At 40.6% G+C, this 18189-nt stretch carries 17 protein-coding genes and 1 pseudogene; 15 read left to right on the top strand and 3 right to left on the bottom strand.

Annotated features, from left to right (window positions below):
- Window positions 1–140 precede the first annotated feature (140 nt).
- The 4 genes and pseudogenes from DET59_RS01565 to DET59_RS01580 all read left to right on the top strand — a co-directional run bounded on the left by DET59_RS01565 (window position 141) and on the right by DET59_RS01580 (window position 4220).
- Complete coding sequence (locus DET59_RS01565; protein ID WP_113967837.1) at window positions 141–1805, top strand: glycerol-3-phosphate dehydrogenase/oxidase; 1665 nt, start codon at window positions 141–143, stop codon at window positions 1803–1805.
- A gap of 476 nt (window positions 1806–2281) precedes the next feature.
- Window positions 2282–3151 carry an SDR family oxidoreductase gene (locus tag DET59_RS01570; RefSeq protein ID WP_113967838.1) on the top strand — a complete coding sequence of 290 codons (870 nt, stop codon included), beginning with the start codon at window positions 2282–2284 and terminating at the stop codon, window positions 3149–3151.
- A 144-nt stretch (window positions 3152–3295) separates the two neighbouring features.
- A pseudogene (locus DET59_RS01575) lies at window positions 3296–3714 on the top strand (NUDIX domain-containing protein).
- Between the two features lie 62 nt (window positions 3715–3776).
- Window positions 3777–4220 carry a DUF4064 domain-containing protein gene (locus DET59_RS01580; RefSeq protein ID WP_113967839.1) on the top strand — a complete coding sequence of 148 codons (444 nt, stop codon included), beginning with the start codon at window positions 3777–3779 and terminating at the stop codon, window positions 4218–4220.
- Window positions 4221–4458: 238 nt separating this feature from the next.
- Here DET59_RS01580 and DET59_RS21935 read toward each other — a convergent pair whose 3' ends face one another.
- Window positions 4459–4554, bottom strand: coding sequence for a putative holin-like toxin (locus tag DET59_RS21935; protein WP_253275457.1), 96 nt, complete (start codon window positions 4552–4554; stop codon window positions 4459–4461).
- Between the two features lie 260 nt (window positions 4555–4814).
- On the opposite strand from DET59_RS21935, the gene DET59_RS01585 reads away from it, so the two are divergent.
- The 8 genes from DET59_RS01585 to DET59_RS01620 all read left to right on the top strand — a co-directional run bounded on the left by DET59_RS01585 (window position 4815) and on the right by DET59_RS01620 (window position 13384).
- Complete coding sequence (locus tag DET59_RS01585; protein ID WP_113967840.1) at window positions 4815–5912, top strand: M24 family metallopeptidase; 1098 nt, start codon at window positions 4815–4817, stop codon at window positions 5910–5912.
- 112 nt (window positions 5913–6024) lie between these two features.
- Window positions 6025–6462 (top strand): DUF6376 family protein, encoded by a 438-nt coding sequence (locus DET59_RS01590; RefSeq protein ID WP_113967841.1) that lies wholly within the window; start codon window positions 6025–6027, stop codon window positions 6460–6462.
- 261 nt (window positions 6463–6723) lie between these two features.
- Window positions 6724–8886: a DNA topoisomerase III gene (locus tag DET59_RS01595; RefSeq protein ID WP_113967842.1), complete on the top strand. Its 2163-nt coding sequence runs from the start codon at window positions 6724–6726 to the stop codon at window positions 8884–8886.
- Window positions 8887–9035: 149 nt separating this feature from the next.
- The gene (locus DET59_RS01600) at window positions 9036–9689 is read left to right on the top strand and encodes a type 1 glutamine amidotransferase domain-containing protein (RefSeq protein WP_309472422.1); all 654 of its coding nucleotides are present in this window, start codon (window positions 9036–9038) and stop codon (window positions 9687–9689) included.
- 169 nt (window positions 9690–9858) lie between these two features.
- Window positions 9859–10239 (top strand): CidA/LrgA family protein, encoded by a 381-nt coding sequence (locus DET59_RS01605; protein ID WP_113967843.1) that lies wholly within the window; start codon window positions 9859–9861, stop codon window positions 10237–10239.
- Window positions 10223–10909, top strand: coding sequence for an LrgB family protein (locus tag DET59_RS01610; protein ID WP_113967844.1), 687 nt, complete (start codon window positions 10223–10225; stop codon window positions 10907–10909). The genes DET59_RS01605 and DET59_RS01610 overlap by 17 nt, the downstream gene beginning before the upstream one ends.
- Before the next feature lie 129 nt (window positions 10910–11038).
- Complete coding sequence (gene map / locus DET59_RS01615; protein WP_113967845.1) at window positions 11039–11782, top strand: type I methionyl aminopeptidase; 744 nt, start codon at window positions 11039–11041, stop codon at window positions 11780–11782.
- Between the two features lie 315 nt (window positions 11783–12097).
- Complete coding sequence (locus DET59_RS01620) at window positions 12098–13384, top strand: globin-coupled sensor protein (RefSeq protein WP_113967846.1); 1287 nt, start codon at window positions 12098–12100, stop codon at window positions 13382–13384.
- Between the two features lie 44 nt (window positions 13385–13428).
- Here DET59_RS01620 and DET59_RS21490 read toward each other — a convergent pair whose 3' ends face one another.
- The gene (locus tag DET59_RS21490) at window positions 13429–13593 is read right to left on the bottom strand and encodes a DUF8096 family protein (protein WP_181778024.1); all 165 of its coding nucleotides are present in this window, start codon (window positions 13591–13593) and stop codon (window positions 13429–13431) included.
- 415 nt (window positions 13594–14008) lie between these two features.
- Between DET59_RS21490 and DET59_RS01625 the strand changes: the two genes are divergently transcribed.
- Window positions 14009–14824 carry a 3D domain-containing protein gene (locus DET59_RS01625; RefSeq protein ID WP_113967847.1) on the top strand — a complete coding sequence of 272 codons (816 nt, stop codon included), beginning with the start codon at window positions 14009–14011 and terminating at the stop codon, window positions 14822–14824.
- 331 nt (window positions 14825–15155) lie between these two features.
- Window positions 15156–15725, top strand: a complete 570-nt coding sequence (locus DET59_RS22230) for a 3D domain-containing protein (RefSeq protein ID WP_181778025.1) — start codon at window positions 15156–15158, stop codon at window positions 15723–15725.
- A gap of 46 nt (window positions 15726–15771) precedes the next feature.
- Here the strand turns inward: DET59_RS22230 and DET59_RS21945 are convergent, their stop codons facing one another.
- Window positions 15772–15903, bottom strand: a complete 132-nt coding sequence (locus DET59_RS21945; protein WP_258549532.1) for a hypothetical protein — start codon at window positions 15901–15903, stop codon at window positions 15772–15774.
- Between the two features lie 577 nt (window positions 15904–16480).
- On the opposite strand from DET59_RS21945, the gene DET59_RS01635 reads away from it, so the two are divergent.
- Window positions 16481–18019 (top strand): glycine betaine uptake BCCT transporter, encoded by a 1539-nt coding sequence (locus tag DET59_RS01635; RefSeq protein WP_113967848.1) that lies wholly within the window; start codon window positions 16481–16483, stop codon window positions 18017–18019.
- Window positions 18020–18189 lie beyond the last annotated feature (170 nt).

Below are 18189 nucleotides of genomic sequence, written 5' to 3' on the forward strand. Positions count from 1 at the left end.
GTTCGGTTAGAGACCACGAGAGACCAAACCTGCATTATGGAACTATTTCACCATAATGTTCGTTTTGGTCTCTTTTTTTATGGTTAAACAAGAAGAGTGAGAACTTAAACTATTTATATATACCTTAGGAGGAACCCACTATGACCTTTTCAAGTACTGCAAGAAGAGAAGTGAAACAAGTATTAGCCTCAAACCACTTTGATATGATTGTGATCGGAGGGGGAATTACCGGAGCAGGCATTGCCCTTGATGCTTCGAAACGTGGAATGAAGGTGGCACTAGTCGAGATGCAGGATTTCGCAGCCGGGACTTCCAGTCGTTCTACAAAGCTCGTTCATGGCGGCTTACGCTATTTGAAGCAATTCGAAGTGAAAATGGTAGCGGAAGTGGGAAAAGAACGGGAAATCGTTTATGAAAATGGACCTCATGTAACGACTCCTGAATGGATGTTGCTCCCCCTTCATAAGGGGGGCACATTCGGTAAATTCAGCACGTCGATTGGATTAAAGGTGTATGACTACCTCGCTGGAGTAAAGAGAAGTGAACGACGCTCCATGCTTTCAGTTTCAGAAACATTGAAGAAGGAACCCCTTGTGAAAAAAGATGGCCTTAAAGGAGGCGGTTACTACGTTGAATACCGTACAGACGATGCACGTTTAACCATAGAAGTCATGAAAGAAGCAGTTGCACACGGTGCCACTGTCATAAACTATATGAAATCCCAGCGATTCCTCTATGAAAATAAGAAAGTAGTCGGAATTGAAGCTGAAGACCTGGTGACGGGCGATACGATCGAAATCCGCGGTTCAAAATTCGTCAACGCTGCAGGTCCTTGGGTAGATGATGTACGCGGTAAGGATTACAGTACGAATAACAAACAACTTCGCTTAACTAAGGGTGTTCATCTTGTCATTGATCAAAGCAAGTTCCCGCTTCAGCAGGCGGTTTACTTTGATACTCCTGATAAAAGAATGGTATTCGCGATTCCTCGAGATGGCAAAGCTTATGTCGGGACAACAGACACATTTTTCGATCAGGAAAAATCATCTCCTCATATGACATCTGAGGACCGGGATTATATCCTGGATGCGATTCACTTTATGTTTCCCGATGTATCTGTAGGGAAAGAGGATGTGGAATCGAGCTGGGCAGGTGTACGACCCTTAATTTTTGAAAAAGGGAAGGACCCTTCTGAAATTTCCCGTAAAGATGAAATTTGGGAAGCAGAAAGTGGACTCATCACCATTGCCGGCGGAAAGCTTACTGGTTACCGTAAAATGGGGGAAACAGTGGTTGACCTTGTATCAAAAAGATTAAAAGAAGAGAACAAGAAGAAGTTCCCCACTTCTTCTACGAAGCATATGCCGATCTCTGGAGGCCATGTAGGCGGATCGAAAAACTTCCGAGCGTTTGTTGATCAAAAAACAGATGAGGCGCATCAATTTGGATTAACAGAGGAAGAGGGAAGAAAGCTTGCAGCCATGTACGGTTCAAACGTGGATCAGCTCTATAAGCTTGCTCATGCTTATAGTGGAACAAATGATGAAAGGTCCGTCCCTCCTTATTTATATGCGCAACTGATTTATGCGATTCAGGAGGAGATGGCCGCGACGCCGGTTGATTTCTTTATTAGACGGACTGGTGCTTTATTCTTCGATCGTGAGTGGGTGGAGAAATGGAAGGAGCCTGTAATTGAGATAATGGCGAAGCTTCTGAAGTGGAACACAGAGCAGGAACAGCAATATAGAGCGGAATTAAATAGTGAGCTTAAGAGTGCAGTAGTCCCAGTAGATTTGCAGTCGTAAGCAGGAAACCGGCAGAATGAATTTTCTGCCGGTTTGTTTGTATACATGAGGAATTCCTGTAAGAATCATGATAAAATCAGGAAAAATATGTAAACTAACATCGAACCTTACGAGGGCATGCTCCATGTTCCTCAAGTGAACTTTTATTCTAGTGATGGAAAAATAGTTGGTTCGACGCAGGCAAAATAATGATCCATAAATATGCTTACAATTATATAAATATATGAATAGTTGATGAAATTGACCATAGATGACTATTCATTTCCCGAGAGACCTGTTCATCCCTTCTCAGAGTTGTTGAATATCCTATGGGGTTGCTGTAGATTAAGAATAGAAATTGACACGACTTCCTCGTTAAAAGGGTGGCTTCAATGGGATGAAGCCACCCTTTTTTTGCATTTTTTTGATAAAAAACTCAGTGGCTAAGAACCATTATTGCTATACTAATAGAAAGAAAAAATGGGGAGGAAGCTGAGATGAATCATAAAATAGCCGTGGTGACGGGGGCGAATAGCGGGTTTGGTTTTCTCTCGACGCTGGAGCTTGCACAACTAGGATATAAAGTGATCGCCTCCATGAGAGACCCACATAAAGGAAGTGCATTGCTTCAAAGGGCTGAGGAACTAAAGGTGGGGGATTTAGTGGAAGTGCATCCATTGGATGTTACGTCGGAACCATCCATCAAGGAATTCTCTACCGCCCTTAATGATTTGGGCAAGGTGCACATCCTCCTGAATAATGCAGGGTTTGCCGGTGCGGGATTTGCAGAAGAAGTTACAATCGATGAGTTTCGTGAACAATTTGAAACGAATGTTTTTGGTGTCATGAGAATGACTCAACTTGTTCTCCCTTATATGAGAAAGCAAGGAGAAGGGAAGATCATCAATATGAGCAGCATTAGCGGCAGATTCGGCTTTCCTGGACTCAGTCCTTATGTATCTTCTAAGCATGCATTAGAAGGATACACGGAAAGTCTGAGATTGGAGCTTAAACCCTTTGGCATATCTGTGCATCTGATCGAACCCGGTTCTTATCAAACGAATATCTGGACATCAGGTAAGAAAGTCACTCCACTTTCGATGCAAGAAAACTCTCCTTACTATCGCTACATGGAAGCCATCAACTCGGAAATTCAAGCTGGTGCAGATACACTCGGAGATCCAAGGGAGGTTGCCTCGATCGTCCGGGAAATAGCACTAAACAAGAAAAAATCATTTAGAATTCCCATAGGCAAAGGAGTGCGATTAACCCTATTACTCAAAGCAGTCCTTCCATGGAGCATAATGGAAATCATCATCTTAAAGAAACTCGGAATGAGAAAGACCAAAGAGGGACGGACCTTATAGCACGATCTGAAAATGTCTGAATATAAAGAATTTTATTGAACAGAAGGAGAATTTTGTCAAAAGAGAGAATATGCTAAAGGAGACATCTGCTCATTTATTAAATAATTGAATGAGTTATGCCTCCACACGAAATGAGGTGATTGATTGAATGAATGGATTGGTGCATCCGCTCTTTGCATGCATGAAGGTCGTTTATTGATGGTATTACAAGGGAAAGAAGAAGAAGAGAAACGGTGGTCTGTTCCATCAGGGGGATGGAATCGGGTGAATCCCTTCAGGAGTGCTGCAGACGTGAAGTTTGGGAAGAAACAGGCTATGATGTTGAAGTAGGAAATCATTTGTATACAAAGTGGGGGAATGAAGGAAGTATTTCTATAAGAATTCATTACTATGAAGTCCAGCTCCTGGGAGGAGTGGCCACCATACAGGACCCTGATCAATTAATACATAATATCGAATGGTTTTCACTTCAAGAGTTAAAGAACCTGCCCCTGGGATTTCCAGAAGATCATTCCATCATGGAAGCCTACATGAGTAAGAAGCTAAACACACTATCCTTTTAAAGGAATAGTATCGTTTTAGCACAATATATTATAAAGTATTTATCTATAAAGGAGAGAGTAGAATGGTGAAACGAACAGGAGAAGTAGTGATGGGAGTAATCGGAATCATCTTATCCGCATTATTTTCCATAATCGGAATCGTACTTAATATGGGGATGAGTAATCCTGAGGTCATGTCCCAACTCGAAGAAGGTATGGAGAGTGATCCAAATATACAAAATGCAGAGATGACTGCAGGAGATTTAAGCTCCATTATCAACGCTGCTGAATCAACTGGATCGTACCTTGTTATCTTAGGAATCATTGCGTCCATCCTGGGGATCATTGCTGTACTGACCATTGTGAAAAATAAAAAACCGGTATTGTCCGGAATCATGTTTATCATCGCTGCCCTAGTCATCGGACTTGGCACAATAGGATTTGGTTTCGTACCAGGCCTTCTGTTCCTGATCGCAGGAATCATGGCACTTGTTCGAAAGCCTAAGAAAACAGACCCTGTGTATTAATAAAGCATGTAGAGAATTTCTTCTCCAGGCATTATTTTTTCGTAAAGTTTGCTTGTACTCATCTTGCTTTCCGACTGTATTTATACTATCTTAAAAGTAGAGCATAATGATAAAACAAGAGACACTGGCGGCAACCAATGTCTCTTGCTACACAGCAAACTGCAAGGAAAGCAGTGGCCCAATAGAGAAAGGAACATAACTCTACCCTTCAAAGTTTAGGCGCTTCATGAGGGTGGGGTTATTTCTTTTTGTCGTTTGAAATAACTACGGCAATGATAGAGACGATTAAAGAGCCAAAGGTAATCATTAGCGTTAACGCCTCATACGTTGTCACTATAAGCACCACCTCCTTCTATAAGGAAGTGGCCACTCCCACCCTACATTCACTGTATGCTTCAAATTATATCACAAACCTCCCCCGTACTTTATAGGCAAGAGGTAGGAAAAGCTTACCCCTATCAAAAAAACAAACAACCCCATTGAGTACCTTCCGATTCAATACGATTATTTCAAACTTTCTTCAAAATGTGTTAGCATATATATGCTCATATTAATCGATTACATAACATCACGAAATTCGAGGAGGAACTCACGATGAAACAACGTATAGAAATGCTTAAAAATTGGTTAAAAGAAGAAAATATCGATGCCGCATTCATCAATTCAACTGAAAATGTATTTTACTTAACGAATTTCCACACGGATCCACATGAGCGCTTGATGGGACTGGTTGTATTTCCGGATGCCGATCCATTTGTGGTCGTACCTGGAATGGAAGCACGTCAAGTGAAGGATGCCGGTTGGAATAACGAAGTGATCGGCTACTCTGATCACGAAAATCCATGGGGATTCATTCAACAAGCCATTCAAAGACGAGGAATTGATGGCCGCAAGGTGGCTTTCGAAAATGAAGTCTTAACGTATGGCCGCAGTCAGGCATTTATAAATATGTTCAACTCACCGAATATAGTGAATGTTGAAGATAAATTAAATGAGATGCGTGTAGTGAAGGATGATGGCGAAATCGCCATCATGCGTCGTGCAGCTGAAATGGCAGACTTCGGGGTTGAAGTAGGTATAAGTGCACTCCAAGAAGGCATTACGGAGATGGAAGTTCTTGCAAAGATCGAGTATGAATTAAAGAAAAAAGGCATTCGTGAAATGTCTTTCTCTACGATGGTGCTCTTTGGTGAAAAAGCTGGAGATCCACACGGAAACCCAGGAGACCGGAAGCTGAAGTCAGGAGATTTTGTCTTGTTTGATCTTGGTGTTGTCCTTGAAGGATATACCTCTGACATCACCCGTACATTCGCTTATAAATCGGTTTCAGACAAGCAAAAAGAAATCTACAATACCGTATTAAAAGCAGAACTGGCATCCCTGGGTGCAAGTAAGCCCGGAAACCGTATTGGTGACCTGGATCAAATCGCAAGGGATATCATTACAGAAGCAGGGTATGGAGACTATTTCCCCCACCGGATCGGTCACGGCCTTGGGATCAACGTACATGAATTCCCATCGATGAGCCATTTAAATAATGGGATATTAAAAGAAGGAATGACCTACACCATCGAGCCTGGAATTTACGTTCCGGAAATTGGCGGCGTAAGAATTGAAGATGATGTACTAATAACGAAGGATGGTTACGAAACATTGACCAAATTCCCTAAAGAACTGCAGATCATTAAATAGAACATGGAGGAGGCTAACGGCGTGTTAGCCTTCTTTTTATGAAATGAAATGAAACCAATACGAAGGTCATTCGTATATATAGGGAGAGAAAGCTAGGGAAGGATGAAATTCAGTGAAAAAATTAATCATATTATTCAGCTTTTTTATGCTGACAGGCTGCGGGATCCTCGAGGAAGCAAATAACAGTTTGACCTATGTTGAGGAAATGACCGATTATTTAAATGAAGCAGAACAATTTGCAAACGATTTTCCTGGATTAGTGGAAAATGCAGCGGCAGATTCATCCAACATACCGGCACTTGAAACAAGATTAAAAGACATGAAGACAGAAATACAAGAGATCAATGATCTGACCCCGCCTCAGCTGGCAGAAAGCATCCACAAAAAAGTGGAAGGATATAATGACCAAGCGCTGGAAGGAATTGATCGTGCCTTAGTCGAAATTGATAAGGGAGAAGTCCAAATTTCAGAGTTACAAAACCTTGAGATCGTAAATACCTTTAATCAGCTACAAGAGATTAAAGGGAATCTGGAAAATTTAGGACAATAAGGAAATGGTGTTACAGATAGGACTTCTAATCTGTAACACCATTTCACTATAAAATTACATACCCCACGATCACTCTTCGTACATTCACGCCACTCTTGGTACCGCAAAAAAAATCAACCCTATTCTATCAAGTAGATTTGTATTAAACTAGTTTCGAATATGACTGATAAAAAACAAGTATGATTTCTCCACATACATAGAACAAGAGTTCTGAAAAACATGCTATAATGAAGGAATCATAAAGCTGGACAGGAGAATGATATGAAAGTTGTTATTGCCGAAAAACCCGATCAAGGAGCAACCCTCGCTAAACCTTTTCCTCATCGAAAACGCCAAGGATACATTGAAGTACATGCTAATGATGTGTTCCCCAAGGGGGCATATATCACATGGGCTGTAGGTCATCTTTTTCAGCTTCAAGCCCCGGAAAAATATGAAAGCAAATGGAAGAAGTGGACGTTGGAAGACCTCCCCATCATTCCTCAACGATTTCAATATGAGCTTCAACGGGCAAAAGCGAAACAATTCGCAGTCATCAAAGACCTTCTAAAGAAAAAGGAAGTCACAGAAATCATCCATGCAGGGGATGCCGGGCGTGAAGGTGAGTTGATCATCCGGAATATTATTTCAATGTCCCGGGTGCAAAAACCCATGAAAAGATTATGGATATCATCCCTGACAGAGAAAGCCATCATTCAAGGGTTCACCAGTTTAAAAGAAGAAACGGAAATGCGGAGCCTCTATTATGAAGCCTATTCCCGTGCTTGTGCGGACTGGCTTGTGGGAATGAATGCATCGAGAGCGTATAGCATTCTACTAAAGCAGCAAGGCATGTCGGATGTTTTCTCTGCAGGCAGGGTACAAACTCCGACTCTTGCTTTAATTGTGAAAAGAGATGAAGAAATAGAGCAATTCAAAAGCGAACCCTTCTGGGAAGTGAAAGCAACCTTTCAAATGGGAGATCACATGTACGAAGGGGTTTGGCAGAAGGATGGAGAATCCCGTATTCAAACAAAGGAACTGGCAGAGAAGATTGCTTCGTTCTGCCAAGGGAAGCCTGCAACCGTACTAGAGATGAAAACAGAAAGAAAAGAATTTGCTCCTCCATTACTTTTTAATCTTTCAGCTCTTCAGGCAACGATTAACAAAATATATAAATTTTCACCTAAAAAAACATTGGATGTTCTGCAAAAGCTTTATCAAAAGGGGATTGTTTCTTACCCAAGGTCGGATTCACAATATGTAACCAAAGGGGAAGCAGAAACCTTCCCGGAAATATTGTCTAAGCTTCAGGAATACAGTCCTTACAATAGCTGGATCCCCACTCCTCATAAGAGCCTGTTGAATAACAAGCGTTTTGTAAATGAAGCGAAGGTTTCTGATCACTATGCGATTATTCCAACTGAACAAGTAACCGATCCTCAATCTCTATCAGGGGACGAAAGGAAAATATATGATGTAGTGGTTAAACGTTTTATCGCTGCACATCACGACAAAGCTGTGATCAATTACACTACGATCACTACCATCGTGGACGAACGGGCTGAATTCATTTCTAAAGGAAAGCAAATTCTCCAAGAAGGATGGAGACAGGTTCTGATGCAGAATGAAAAGGATGACGAACCGCTCCTGCCACCTGTTAAGGAAAGCGACAAGGGCACTGTCAAGAGTGTCCATACCAAGGAAGGAAAAACCCAGCCACCTAAGCGTTACACAGAAGGTCAACTGATTACCTTAATGAAGACAGCGGGTAAATACATGGATAATGATGAGCTCGAGAAAGTGTTAAAGCAAACAGAAGGTCTTGGTACCGAGGCAACACGTGCTGGAATCATAACCATGCTTAAAGATCGGAACTACATTGATATCCAAAAGAACATTGTCTATCCAACCGATAAAGCAAAAGTCTTGATTCGGGCAATTGGTGAAAATGTGTTGGCATCAGCTGAAATGACAGCAAAATGGGAGCAGCGACTTCAGGAAATAGGAAAAGGGCAAGCGTCCGCACCAGAGTTTATGGAGCAAGTAAAGAAATTAAGCGATAAACTTGTTCAAAACGCTCTTCAAGAGGCAAACACATGGAATTTCGAAGATCTCGATACGGATTCCATCCAACGGTCCAAAGGGAATAAAGGTAAAAGAACATCGAAAACCAGCGTCGGCACATGCTTGAAGTGTGGCGGAAAAGTGGTTGACAAAGGAAAATTCTACGGATGCTCCAATTATCAAAAAACAAGGTGCAGCTTCACCATTTCTAAGACCATTCTCTCAAAGCGTATGACCCAGGCAATCGTGAAAAAAGTGCTCGCAGATGGGAAATCCGAACGCATCGACGGTTTCAAAAAAGGAGAAAAGGAGTTTTCAGCTTACCTTAGTTGGGATCCTGTTGAAAAGAAAATTCAATTCGTATTTGATATACATTAACCCATCGAAACGACTCTCATAAGGGAGTCGTTTTTTTATGCTTATATCCTTGCAAAAGAAAAATAATTGTAATACGGAAGTTTAATTTCAAGATAAGAGGATAAAACAAAAGAGTAGGATAATAGCTATATAAAAATGGAGGGTACACATTGAAAAAGATATTAATGGTTTTAACGAATGAAAGCAAAATTGATGATGAACACGAAACAGGTCTTTGGTTATCTGAGTTCGCTGAACCATATGAAGAATTTAAGAATCAGGGATTCGATGTAGATGTGGCTAGCTTAAAAGGAGGCCGCATTCCTTTAGATCCTAACAGCCTTGATGATGAACAGGTGGAAAAGTGGAAGGGTGTCACCAAAGAATTGGATCAAACGATGGTCCTTTCGCAATTGAACGTTAACGAATATTCAGGGATTTTCTTACCGGGTGGACACGGAACGATGTTTGATCTCCCTGACAGTCCGGAACTTCAACAAGCACTGGCTCACTTTGCTGAAAACAACAAAGCCATTGGGTCTGTATGCCACGGTCCTGCTGGATTCGTTGGAACGAAACTGTCAAATGGAAAATGGCTGGTTGAAGGAAAAAGCATGACAGGATTCACCAACGAAGAAGAACAGCAAACGGGCCTCGATTCATTAATGCCTTTCTTATTAGAAACAAAATTAAGAGAGCAGGGAGCTCAATTTGAAAAATCTGAAGCATGGAGTGACCATGTCATCACCGATGGGAAATTCGTGACTGGGCAGAATCCACAATCCAGTCAGTCAACTGCCGAAGCGTTCGTAAAAATAATTTAAAATAAATGATTAAATGAATAGGAGCTCTTTAAAGAGCTAATCCATACTATTCTTTCTAAAAGAGCATGGGGTGAGAACCTCATGCTCTTTTTTTGAGTTCAACACTATTCTCTATTGACCTGCCATTTGTGATAAAATCGTGAGAAGACTATAAAGCGAGGAGAAAATTATGCAGGTTGTTCGGATCATCATTCAAATTGCCATTCTATGCTTATTTTTCGAAATTGGAAAGTGGTGTACAGACTTCTTTCATTTACCCATTCCCGGAAGCATTATAGGGATGCTTTTTTTGTTTCTACTACTATTAACGGGAGTAGTAAAAGAAAGATTATTAATGGACGGTACAGGATTTTTTCTAAGACATTTTTCCTTCTTTTTTCTTCCATTGTCTGTTAGCGCAATGGTTTTGGGGCCATATTTTATTGATTTCGGTTGGAAACTCATTGTCATTCTGGTTATTAGCGGGATAACCGGATTTGTAGCGACCGCCCTATCAGCAGAGAGTTTAATAAGATGGAAGGAGAAACGAGACCATGATCCATCTCATTAGTTCACTGATGGCATTAGGCATTACAGTATTGTATTTTATCTTTGGCGTAAAGATTCACCGACTTTGGCCAAACCCCGTAACCATTCCTATATTTATTAGTACGATAGCTCTCATTGTCACATTATTGATCATCGATATTCCTTACGAACAGTATGCAGACTTCACTTCGTTTATAACGTATTTACTTGGACCTGCTACTGTGGCCCTTGCGTACCCCCTTTATCAGCACCGAAAGTTATTGGTACAGCATGTACAGCCTATACTTTTCGGTATCCTGTCCGGAAGTGGAATGTCTATGCTTATTTCTTATTTCTTCAGTATGTGGTTGGGGATCCCATCTGAGTGGAGCCGCTCCTTGCTTATTAAAACCATTACAACCCCCGTAGCAGTCGATATAGGGAAGGTGATTGAGGCGAATATAGAAGTCATTCCCACGGTCGTCATTGTGACGGGTATGTTCGGAGCTATGATCATACCATCTATATTAAAGTGGCTGCATGTAAAGCACCCCATCGCAAAAGGACTTCCATTTGGAGTGATTTCCCATGGAGTAGGGACGGCACAGGCTATTAAAGAGGGCGAAAGGGAAGGGGCGGTAAGTGGTGCCGCCATGGCATTAACCGCCACGATCATGTCCTTCGTCATCCCCATCCTCTTTCTTTTTGTTTGATAGAGTAATTGCAGGAAGCGAATCCCATCATAATAAACCACCAGACTAAACAACAGCTTTCCCTTTAAAAACAGAGTGTGTTTCGGTATAGTAAGGGAAGGTAAAATTTCAAAAGAGAAGGAAGATATTATGATTGTCAAAACTGATGAAGATTTAAAAGCGTTAAAAGAAGTCGGCCGCATTGTGGCAATGATCCGTGATGAATTACGCTCTCTGACAAAGCCTGGTGTAACGACTAAAGAGCTTGATGATATTGCCGGAAGACTGTTTGAAGAAAACGGAGCCATTTCAGGACCTAAAGGAGAATATGATTTTCCTGGTTTCACATGTATCAGTGTGAATGAAGAAGTGGCTCACGGGATACCCGGTGACCGTATGATCAAGGAGGGAGACCTTGTCAATATTGACGTATCCGGATCTAAAGATGGCTACTATGCCGATACAGGAATCTCATTTGTTGTTGGAGAGGGAGACCCGAAGCTTACAGATTTATGCGAGGCGGCATTAAATTCATTCGAAGCAGGACTCCAGAAAGCGAGAGCAGGATCTAAACAAAACGGTATCGGCAAAGCGGTTAATAATGAAGCGCGAAAAAATGGTTATACGGTGATTATGAACTTAACCGGCCACGGTGTAGGACGGTCTCTTCATGAGAAACCTGACCACATCTTAAATTATTTCGATCCATGGGATAATGCACTGTTAAAAGAAGGGATGGTCATCGCATTTGAACCCTTCATCTCAACCAAAGCACAAAACGTAATCGAAAAGGGCGACGGCTGGACCTACATCACACCCGACAACAGCTTCGTTGCCCAAATCGAACACACCATCATCATAACCAAAGACGAACCAATCATTTTAACACAATAAAGCAGTGAGGGACGGACCTTGATTCCTAGGAGTAGCTCCTAGGATCAAAGGTCCGTCCCTCTTTTTGTATATGTTTTGTACAACTAAATGCGACTATGATACATATGAGGAAAGGAAAAGGGGGGAGTGGAAACCTGGACTTTGGGCATTGTTCACTTGTAGGACCAACAGGGCCACGCTCCATTGAATTATTTAAATTTTACAAACAAAATGATTGTCATAGGAAAAAAGTTGGGGTAAAGTAGATATATTAAAGTTATACAAAGTTTATACATATAACATTAAAATTATCATTATTTATCGGAGGAACCCCCCATGGCTGTTTTGTTTTCAAGAAAACCCAAGACTGAACCTGTAATCGTCCCTACATCCAACATCATTGTCCTGCAAGACAAGAAACTGAATGAAAGATTGCATTATATGCAATTCCAGGAACACCATTTGAACGAATTAAAAGAAGTTCTCCCCGTCTATGAGCAGTTATCCGATTCCTTGCTTGAAACGGTATTGGATCATCTATACAAACATCCAAGTTTAGTAGAGATTGCTGTGAATCATTCCAGCCGAGAGCGATTAAAGAAAGTTTTCCATGATTACTTTCGTTCTCTATTCTCTGGTGAATTAAATAAAGAATATTTCTCCATGAGGGAGAGGATGGGGAAGACCCATAACCGGAATGGCGTTACAATTGATTGGTTTATTTCCACCTACACAACCATTCAGCATTTATTGATCCCTAAGATTGTAGAACTTTATCAAAACGACCCATCTAAACTCGCTTCCGTACTGGTCGCTATTGACCATGGTATTCATTTAGACGCAAGTATTGTATCTGAATACTATATCCAAAGCAGAATGGATGAGCTCGAGAAACTTCATCAGGAAAACCAGGCCCTGCAAGTAGAAATGCTCAACATGAATACAGAACTCGGCTCTTCATTAAGCCAAACAGAAAAAAGTCTAAATGAGACCGCTACGAAAGCGGAACGTATCCGTGCAGAATCTGAAAACACAGAAAAGAGCAGCAAAAATCTCCTTCAGCTTTCCAAAATGAACAAAGATCAAACAGATAATATGATCGACAGCTTTGGCATCATAACTGAACAAATCAAAACGCTATTAAACGAGATCCAAGGGGTAAAATCAATAGCCGAACAGATTACACCTCTTTCTAATTCGATTCAGCAAATAGCCGAGCAGACAAATCTTCTTGCACTAAATGCCTCGATTGAAGCAGCCCGGGCCGGTAATGAGGGCAGGGGGTTTGCAGTTGTTGCTTCTGAAGTGCGAAAGCTTGCCGAAGACTCAAAGGAACTGAGCCACTCCATCCATCAGCTCGTGAATGAAAGCAACCAGCAAATCGGAGTTGTTTCAAACCGTGTTCTTAACATGACTGACTTAACGGAGAACTCCCGAAAAGAAATCGGGAATGTACAAAACGGCATTATGACCGTTCAAATGGAAATGGAAAACTATATGGGTATGTTCAAACGAAACCAAACTGAATTAAATCATATCGTGGAAGCCATCAGGCAAATTAATCATACAACAGATGAATTGGTTCAGTTTGCTTCTACGATCATTCATAAAATGAATAATTAGAAAAAAGGGAAACCGGCATCAAAAACCGGTTTCCCTTTTTTCTATTAAACGATTTTCGTTTTACCACACTCTTGACACTTCCGATAAAACTTTCCATCTAATACACGTGATTTAAAAATATTGTTCCCACATTCGCAACGACCACTGTGTTCGTCGGGATCATCTTTATAAAGTACGATATTTTCTTCCTGATTATCCAACCTTGTCATCCTCCAATTCAACCATTCCTTCTTATAGTATAGTAGGGATCTTCCAGCTTGTTAAGATTAAACTTCCTTCTTCTTTAAGACTAAATCTTGTTTTATTTAAAGTTATAAAGAGCATTTACTAATTATTCACCTACGAAAAGACCACTGTATTTCTAAATTCAGCGTGAAAATAGAATAGAACTCTTTAACTATTTCATCCATAAATATCCTTTATAACTATTATTTTCATCTATAATTACCATTGTATTCCTCTATATGATAGTTTATACAGGAAATCGCTTTCTATTACAGTCGTGAAATATTCTTGACGCACGATATTAAAGTTCCTGTTATTGAATTGAGATTTTACTATGTTAGTATTTTCCCTGTTAGCAAAAATAAATAAACCGCTAGCTACATAAGGAGGAATTTTTCTATGAAACTAAAAAAATCGATTATTTCTGTGGCTGCATTTACTACACTTGCAGTGTCTGGTGGAGCTAGCGCTTCAGCACAAGACATCGAAGTTAAAAAAGGTGACACTTTATGGGGAATTGCCCAGGAATACGGCACATCCGTTGATCAACTCATGAAATGGAACAATTTAAATTCACACTTAATCTATCCTGACCAAGAACTCACGGTATCATCCAAAGAGTACTATACAGTTAAAAAAGGTGACACACTCTGGGGAATATCTTCACAATATGGAGTTTCCGTCGACAGTTTAATAAGCTGGAACGCACTTGAAAGTGATCTGATTGTCCCTGGACAAGAATTAGTCCTTAATTTAGAAGATAAAAAAGCACCTTCAGCTACTGCAAATACTTCTGAGCAAGCAGCAGCTCCTGCTCAAGAAGAAACAGCAGAAGTAGCTCCAGAAGCTGAAGCGCCTGCAACAGAACCGGCTGAGGCACAGCCTGCAGCAGAAGAACCAGCTGCACAAGAGGAAGCTGTAAAGGAAATCACAGTAGAAGCAACTGCTTACACAGCAAGTTGTGAAGGTTGCTCAGGTACGACAGCCACTGGTGTTAACCTTTTAGAAAATCCAGATGCTAAAGTGATTGCAGTAGACCCGAATGTAATTCCACTGGGATCTAAGGTATATGTTGAAGGGTACGGCTATGCAACGGCTGAAGATACAGGTGGAGCGATTAAAGGTAATCGAATCGATGTATTCATCCCATCAAAAGATCAAGCAGTTGATTGGGGCAGAAAATCAGTTAACGTAAAAATTCTTGAAAGCAATTAATAGATTGGAACCACTGAGATGTCATTCTCAGTGGTTTTTTATTCTTCCATACATTTTTAATAGCTTATAGATGCAAATGGAATAATTTTCTTGACAGCCTCTCCATTACCATTTATTTTCCATTCATCCACGCTTTACAACTAAGATTTCCCTTCAAATGAAAGAGTTAGAAACACTTCCAGCAGTATCGACAGAAAACAATAAATATTACACGCTTGTCATCTAATTGTTATCGGTTTATAAACACTTTGTTATGTATCTGAGGTAAGTCTATGTTACTATTTCAACTGTTGGTCTCATAGACCGAACACAAAAGGAGGAATTTCACAAGATGAAAAAAGTATTATTTTCCATTTTTTCCTTCACAGTTTTTCTAACAATCGGACTTACTTCTGCCTCTGCAGAATCAGACGATACTGCAATGAATGATTATCATAATATAGAACAAGGCGATATTCTTTGGGAGATTGCAAATCGATATCATGTTTCGATAGATGAGGTTGGCACACGCCAACAACTTTTAGAAGAAGGATATACTGTGAATAACGGACAAGAAGAAGAACAAGCTGTTAAATCCGCTGATACGGAAACTTCCGAGGATAAGGTTGTGAAAGAGGTTAACGTAACCGCTACTGCGTATACAGCTTATTGTGAGGGCTGTATCGGCATTACAAAGACGGGAGTGGACTTAATCGAGAACCCTGATGCCAGAGTCATTGCCGTCGATCCAAGTGTCATTCCACTGGGATCTAAAGTATATGTTGAAGGATACGGTTATGCCCGTGCGGAAGATACGGGAGGGGCCATTAAAGGAAAACGCATCGACATTTATATGGAAAAAGAAAAAGATGCCCTTAAATATGGTGTACAAGATGTCAAAGTGAAAATCATTGAAGAGTAACCAATAGTCAGGACGCCGATTCAGGCGTCCTTTTTGTATCAAAAAACTATTTTCCTTGAACTTTTAAACCTTCTCTAGCAGAAGGAGCTACGGATTTTATCTCAATTTCCTCACCCATTTGTTGTTGAGCTAATTTTTCAGCTGTTTCATGTTGCGATTGGTTTTGTTTATTTTTCATGACTCGACCTCCTCCCATACATTCTTTTCTTAACATTCACCGATACATGAAAATTACTACAAAAACTTCACCCAGTATTCCCAATTAAAGCTTCAAGTGAATTTAAAGGACACCTTTAATTCTATCCATCAAAATCCTATTCTTCCTATATAAAAGTTAATTTTGACTGTCAACCAAATTTATCTACCCTGCGTTATAAAACGTATTCATTTCCAGTTTCTCATGCTGGAAAATCCCTAAATGGGCTTTCAGATCAAAAAAAAGAATAGGAATGAAAACGGTTAAATGACAAACACTATAAAAAAATATAATGGTTATCACTTGCAAAGTTAAACTTTTTTCTGATAGGGTAACAAATGTTGGTTTTATGAGAGTGTGGTGAGGGAATAGGTAATAAGTAATTATTCCTCCACAATCCTCAGAATGCACATATTCCCATCTGCATTAACTGAGACTCTTTCAAGTTGAAGATGATTGCCGCTGGTGTACATACCAATATAAACACCCTCAATCCGGCTGTCGTTACCTTCATACAGAAAAGAGCAAAAAATACATTGGAAATGGAAAGGAGAATTTTATGAAGAGGATATCAAATGTTTTCTGGATTACCATTGCATTAGTTGCAGCATGTGTTGCCTATGGTGTCATCGCGCCAAAGTCATTCGAAAGTGTAACAGCTGATATGCAAAGCTTTATTACCTCAACATTCGGTTGGTATTATCTTATTTTAGTCACAGTGATTGTTATTTTCTGCGTATTCTTGATCTTTAGTCCAATCGGAACGATAAGATTAGGAAAGCCAGACGAGAAACCTGAGTACACGAAAGGAACATGGTTCGCCATGTTGTTTAGTGCAGGGATGGGAATCGGTTTAGTATTCTGGGGGGCAGCCGAGCCGCTGTCACACTATTTGACGCCTCCACTAGCTGAAGGTGGAACAAATCAGGCGATTAAAGAATCAATGCGCTATACGTTCTTCCACTGGGGAATACATGCGTGGGCAATCTATGCGATTGTCGCTTTAGCACTTGCTTATTTTAAGTTCCGTAAAGATGAGCCCGGCTTAATCTCAGCTACATTGAAACCGATCTTTGGAGATAAAGTGAACGGTCCACTGGGAACGATCATCGATGTACTTGCTGTATTCGCTACTGTTGTCGGAGTTGCCACAACGCTTGGTTTCGGTGCAGCGCAAATTAACGGAGGACTTTCATACTTACTGGGAGTTCCAAATAACTTCACCGTTCAGTTCATTATCATAGCGGTTGTAACCGTCTTATTTATGATATCTGCATGGTCTGGATTAAGTAAGGGAATTAAATATTTATCTAATACGAATATGGTACTGGCAATTGGACTGTTCGTGTTAATGTTCTTTATCGGACCTACATTGCTCATCCTGAATATGTTCACTGATACAATCGGTGCTTATATTCAAAATATCGCTGCCATGAGTTTCCGGATTGCACCATTAAATGAAGAGCATCGCGGGTGGATCAATGGCTGGACGATTTTCTATTGGGCATGGTGGATTTCCTGGTCTCCATTCGTTGGAATCTTCATCGCACGTGTATCACGAGGCAGAACCATTCGTGAATTCTTAATCGGTGTACTCCTTCTGCCTGCTTTAGTCAGTTTCATTTGGTTCGCTACTTTTGGTACATCTGCCATTGAAATTCAACAAGCAGGAACAGATTTATCAAGTCTGAATACAGAAGAGGTATTATTTGCTATATTTAACGGTTTTGAATGGTCAACGATCCTTTCAGTCATTGCCATCACGTTAATCGGAACCTTCTTTATAACGTCTGCTGACTCCGCTACATTCGTTCTGGGAATGCAAACAACCTATGGATCATTAACTCCACCTAACTATGTGAAGTTAACTTGGGGGCTTGCTCAGTCTACTGTTGCATTAATCCTGCTCTATAGCGGAGGATTACAGGCCTTACAAAATGCACTGATTGTCGCGGCGTTGCCATTCTCGGTCATTATGGCCCTGATGATGGTGTCTCTGTATAAATCACTGAATCAAGAGAAAAAAGAGCTTGGATTATACATCAAACCTAAGCCAAGAAAACCAAAAGAACCGAAAGTACCGAAAGAACATATGTAAGAATCGGTTTAGCGCCTGGAATTTTTCCAGGCGTTTTTTTTTCATATCGAGCACTTCCTATCTAGACATTTTACTCATTTTTCGCTCCTCCATGATATGCAAAACCCACTGTTCATAGGCAATCTGCTCCAGATGTATTTCATAGTCGAAAAGTCAATGCTGATTTTAAT

Source organism: Rossellomorea aquimaris (genome assembly GCF_003315075.1).
Lineage (GTDB): Bacteria > Bacillota > Bacilli > Bacillales > Bacillaceae_B > Rossellomorea > Rossellomorea aquimaris_C.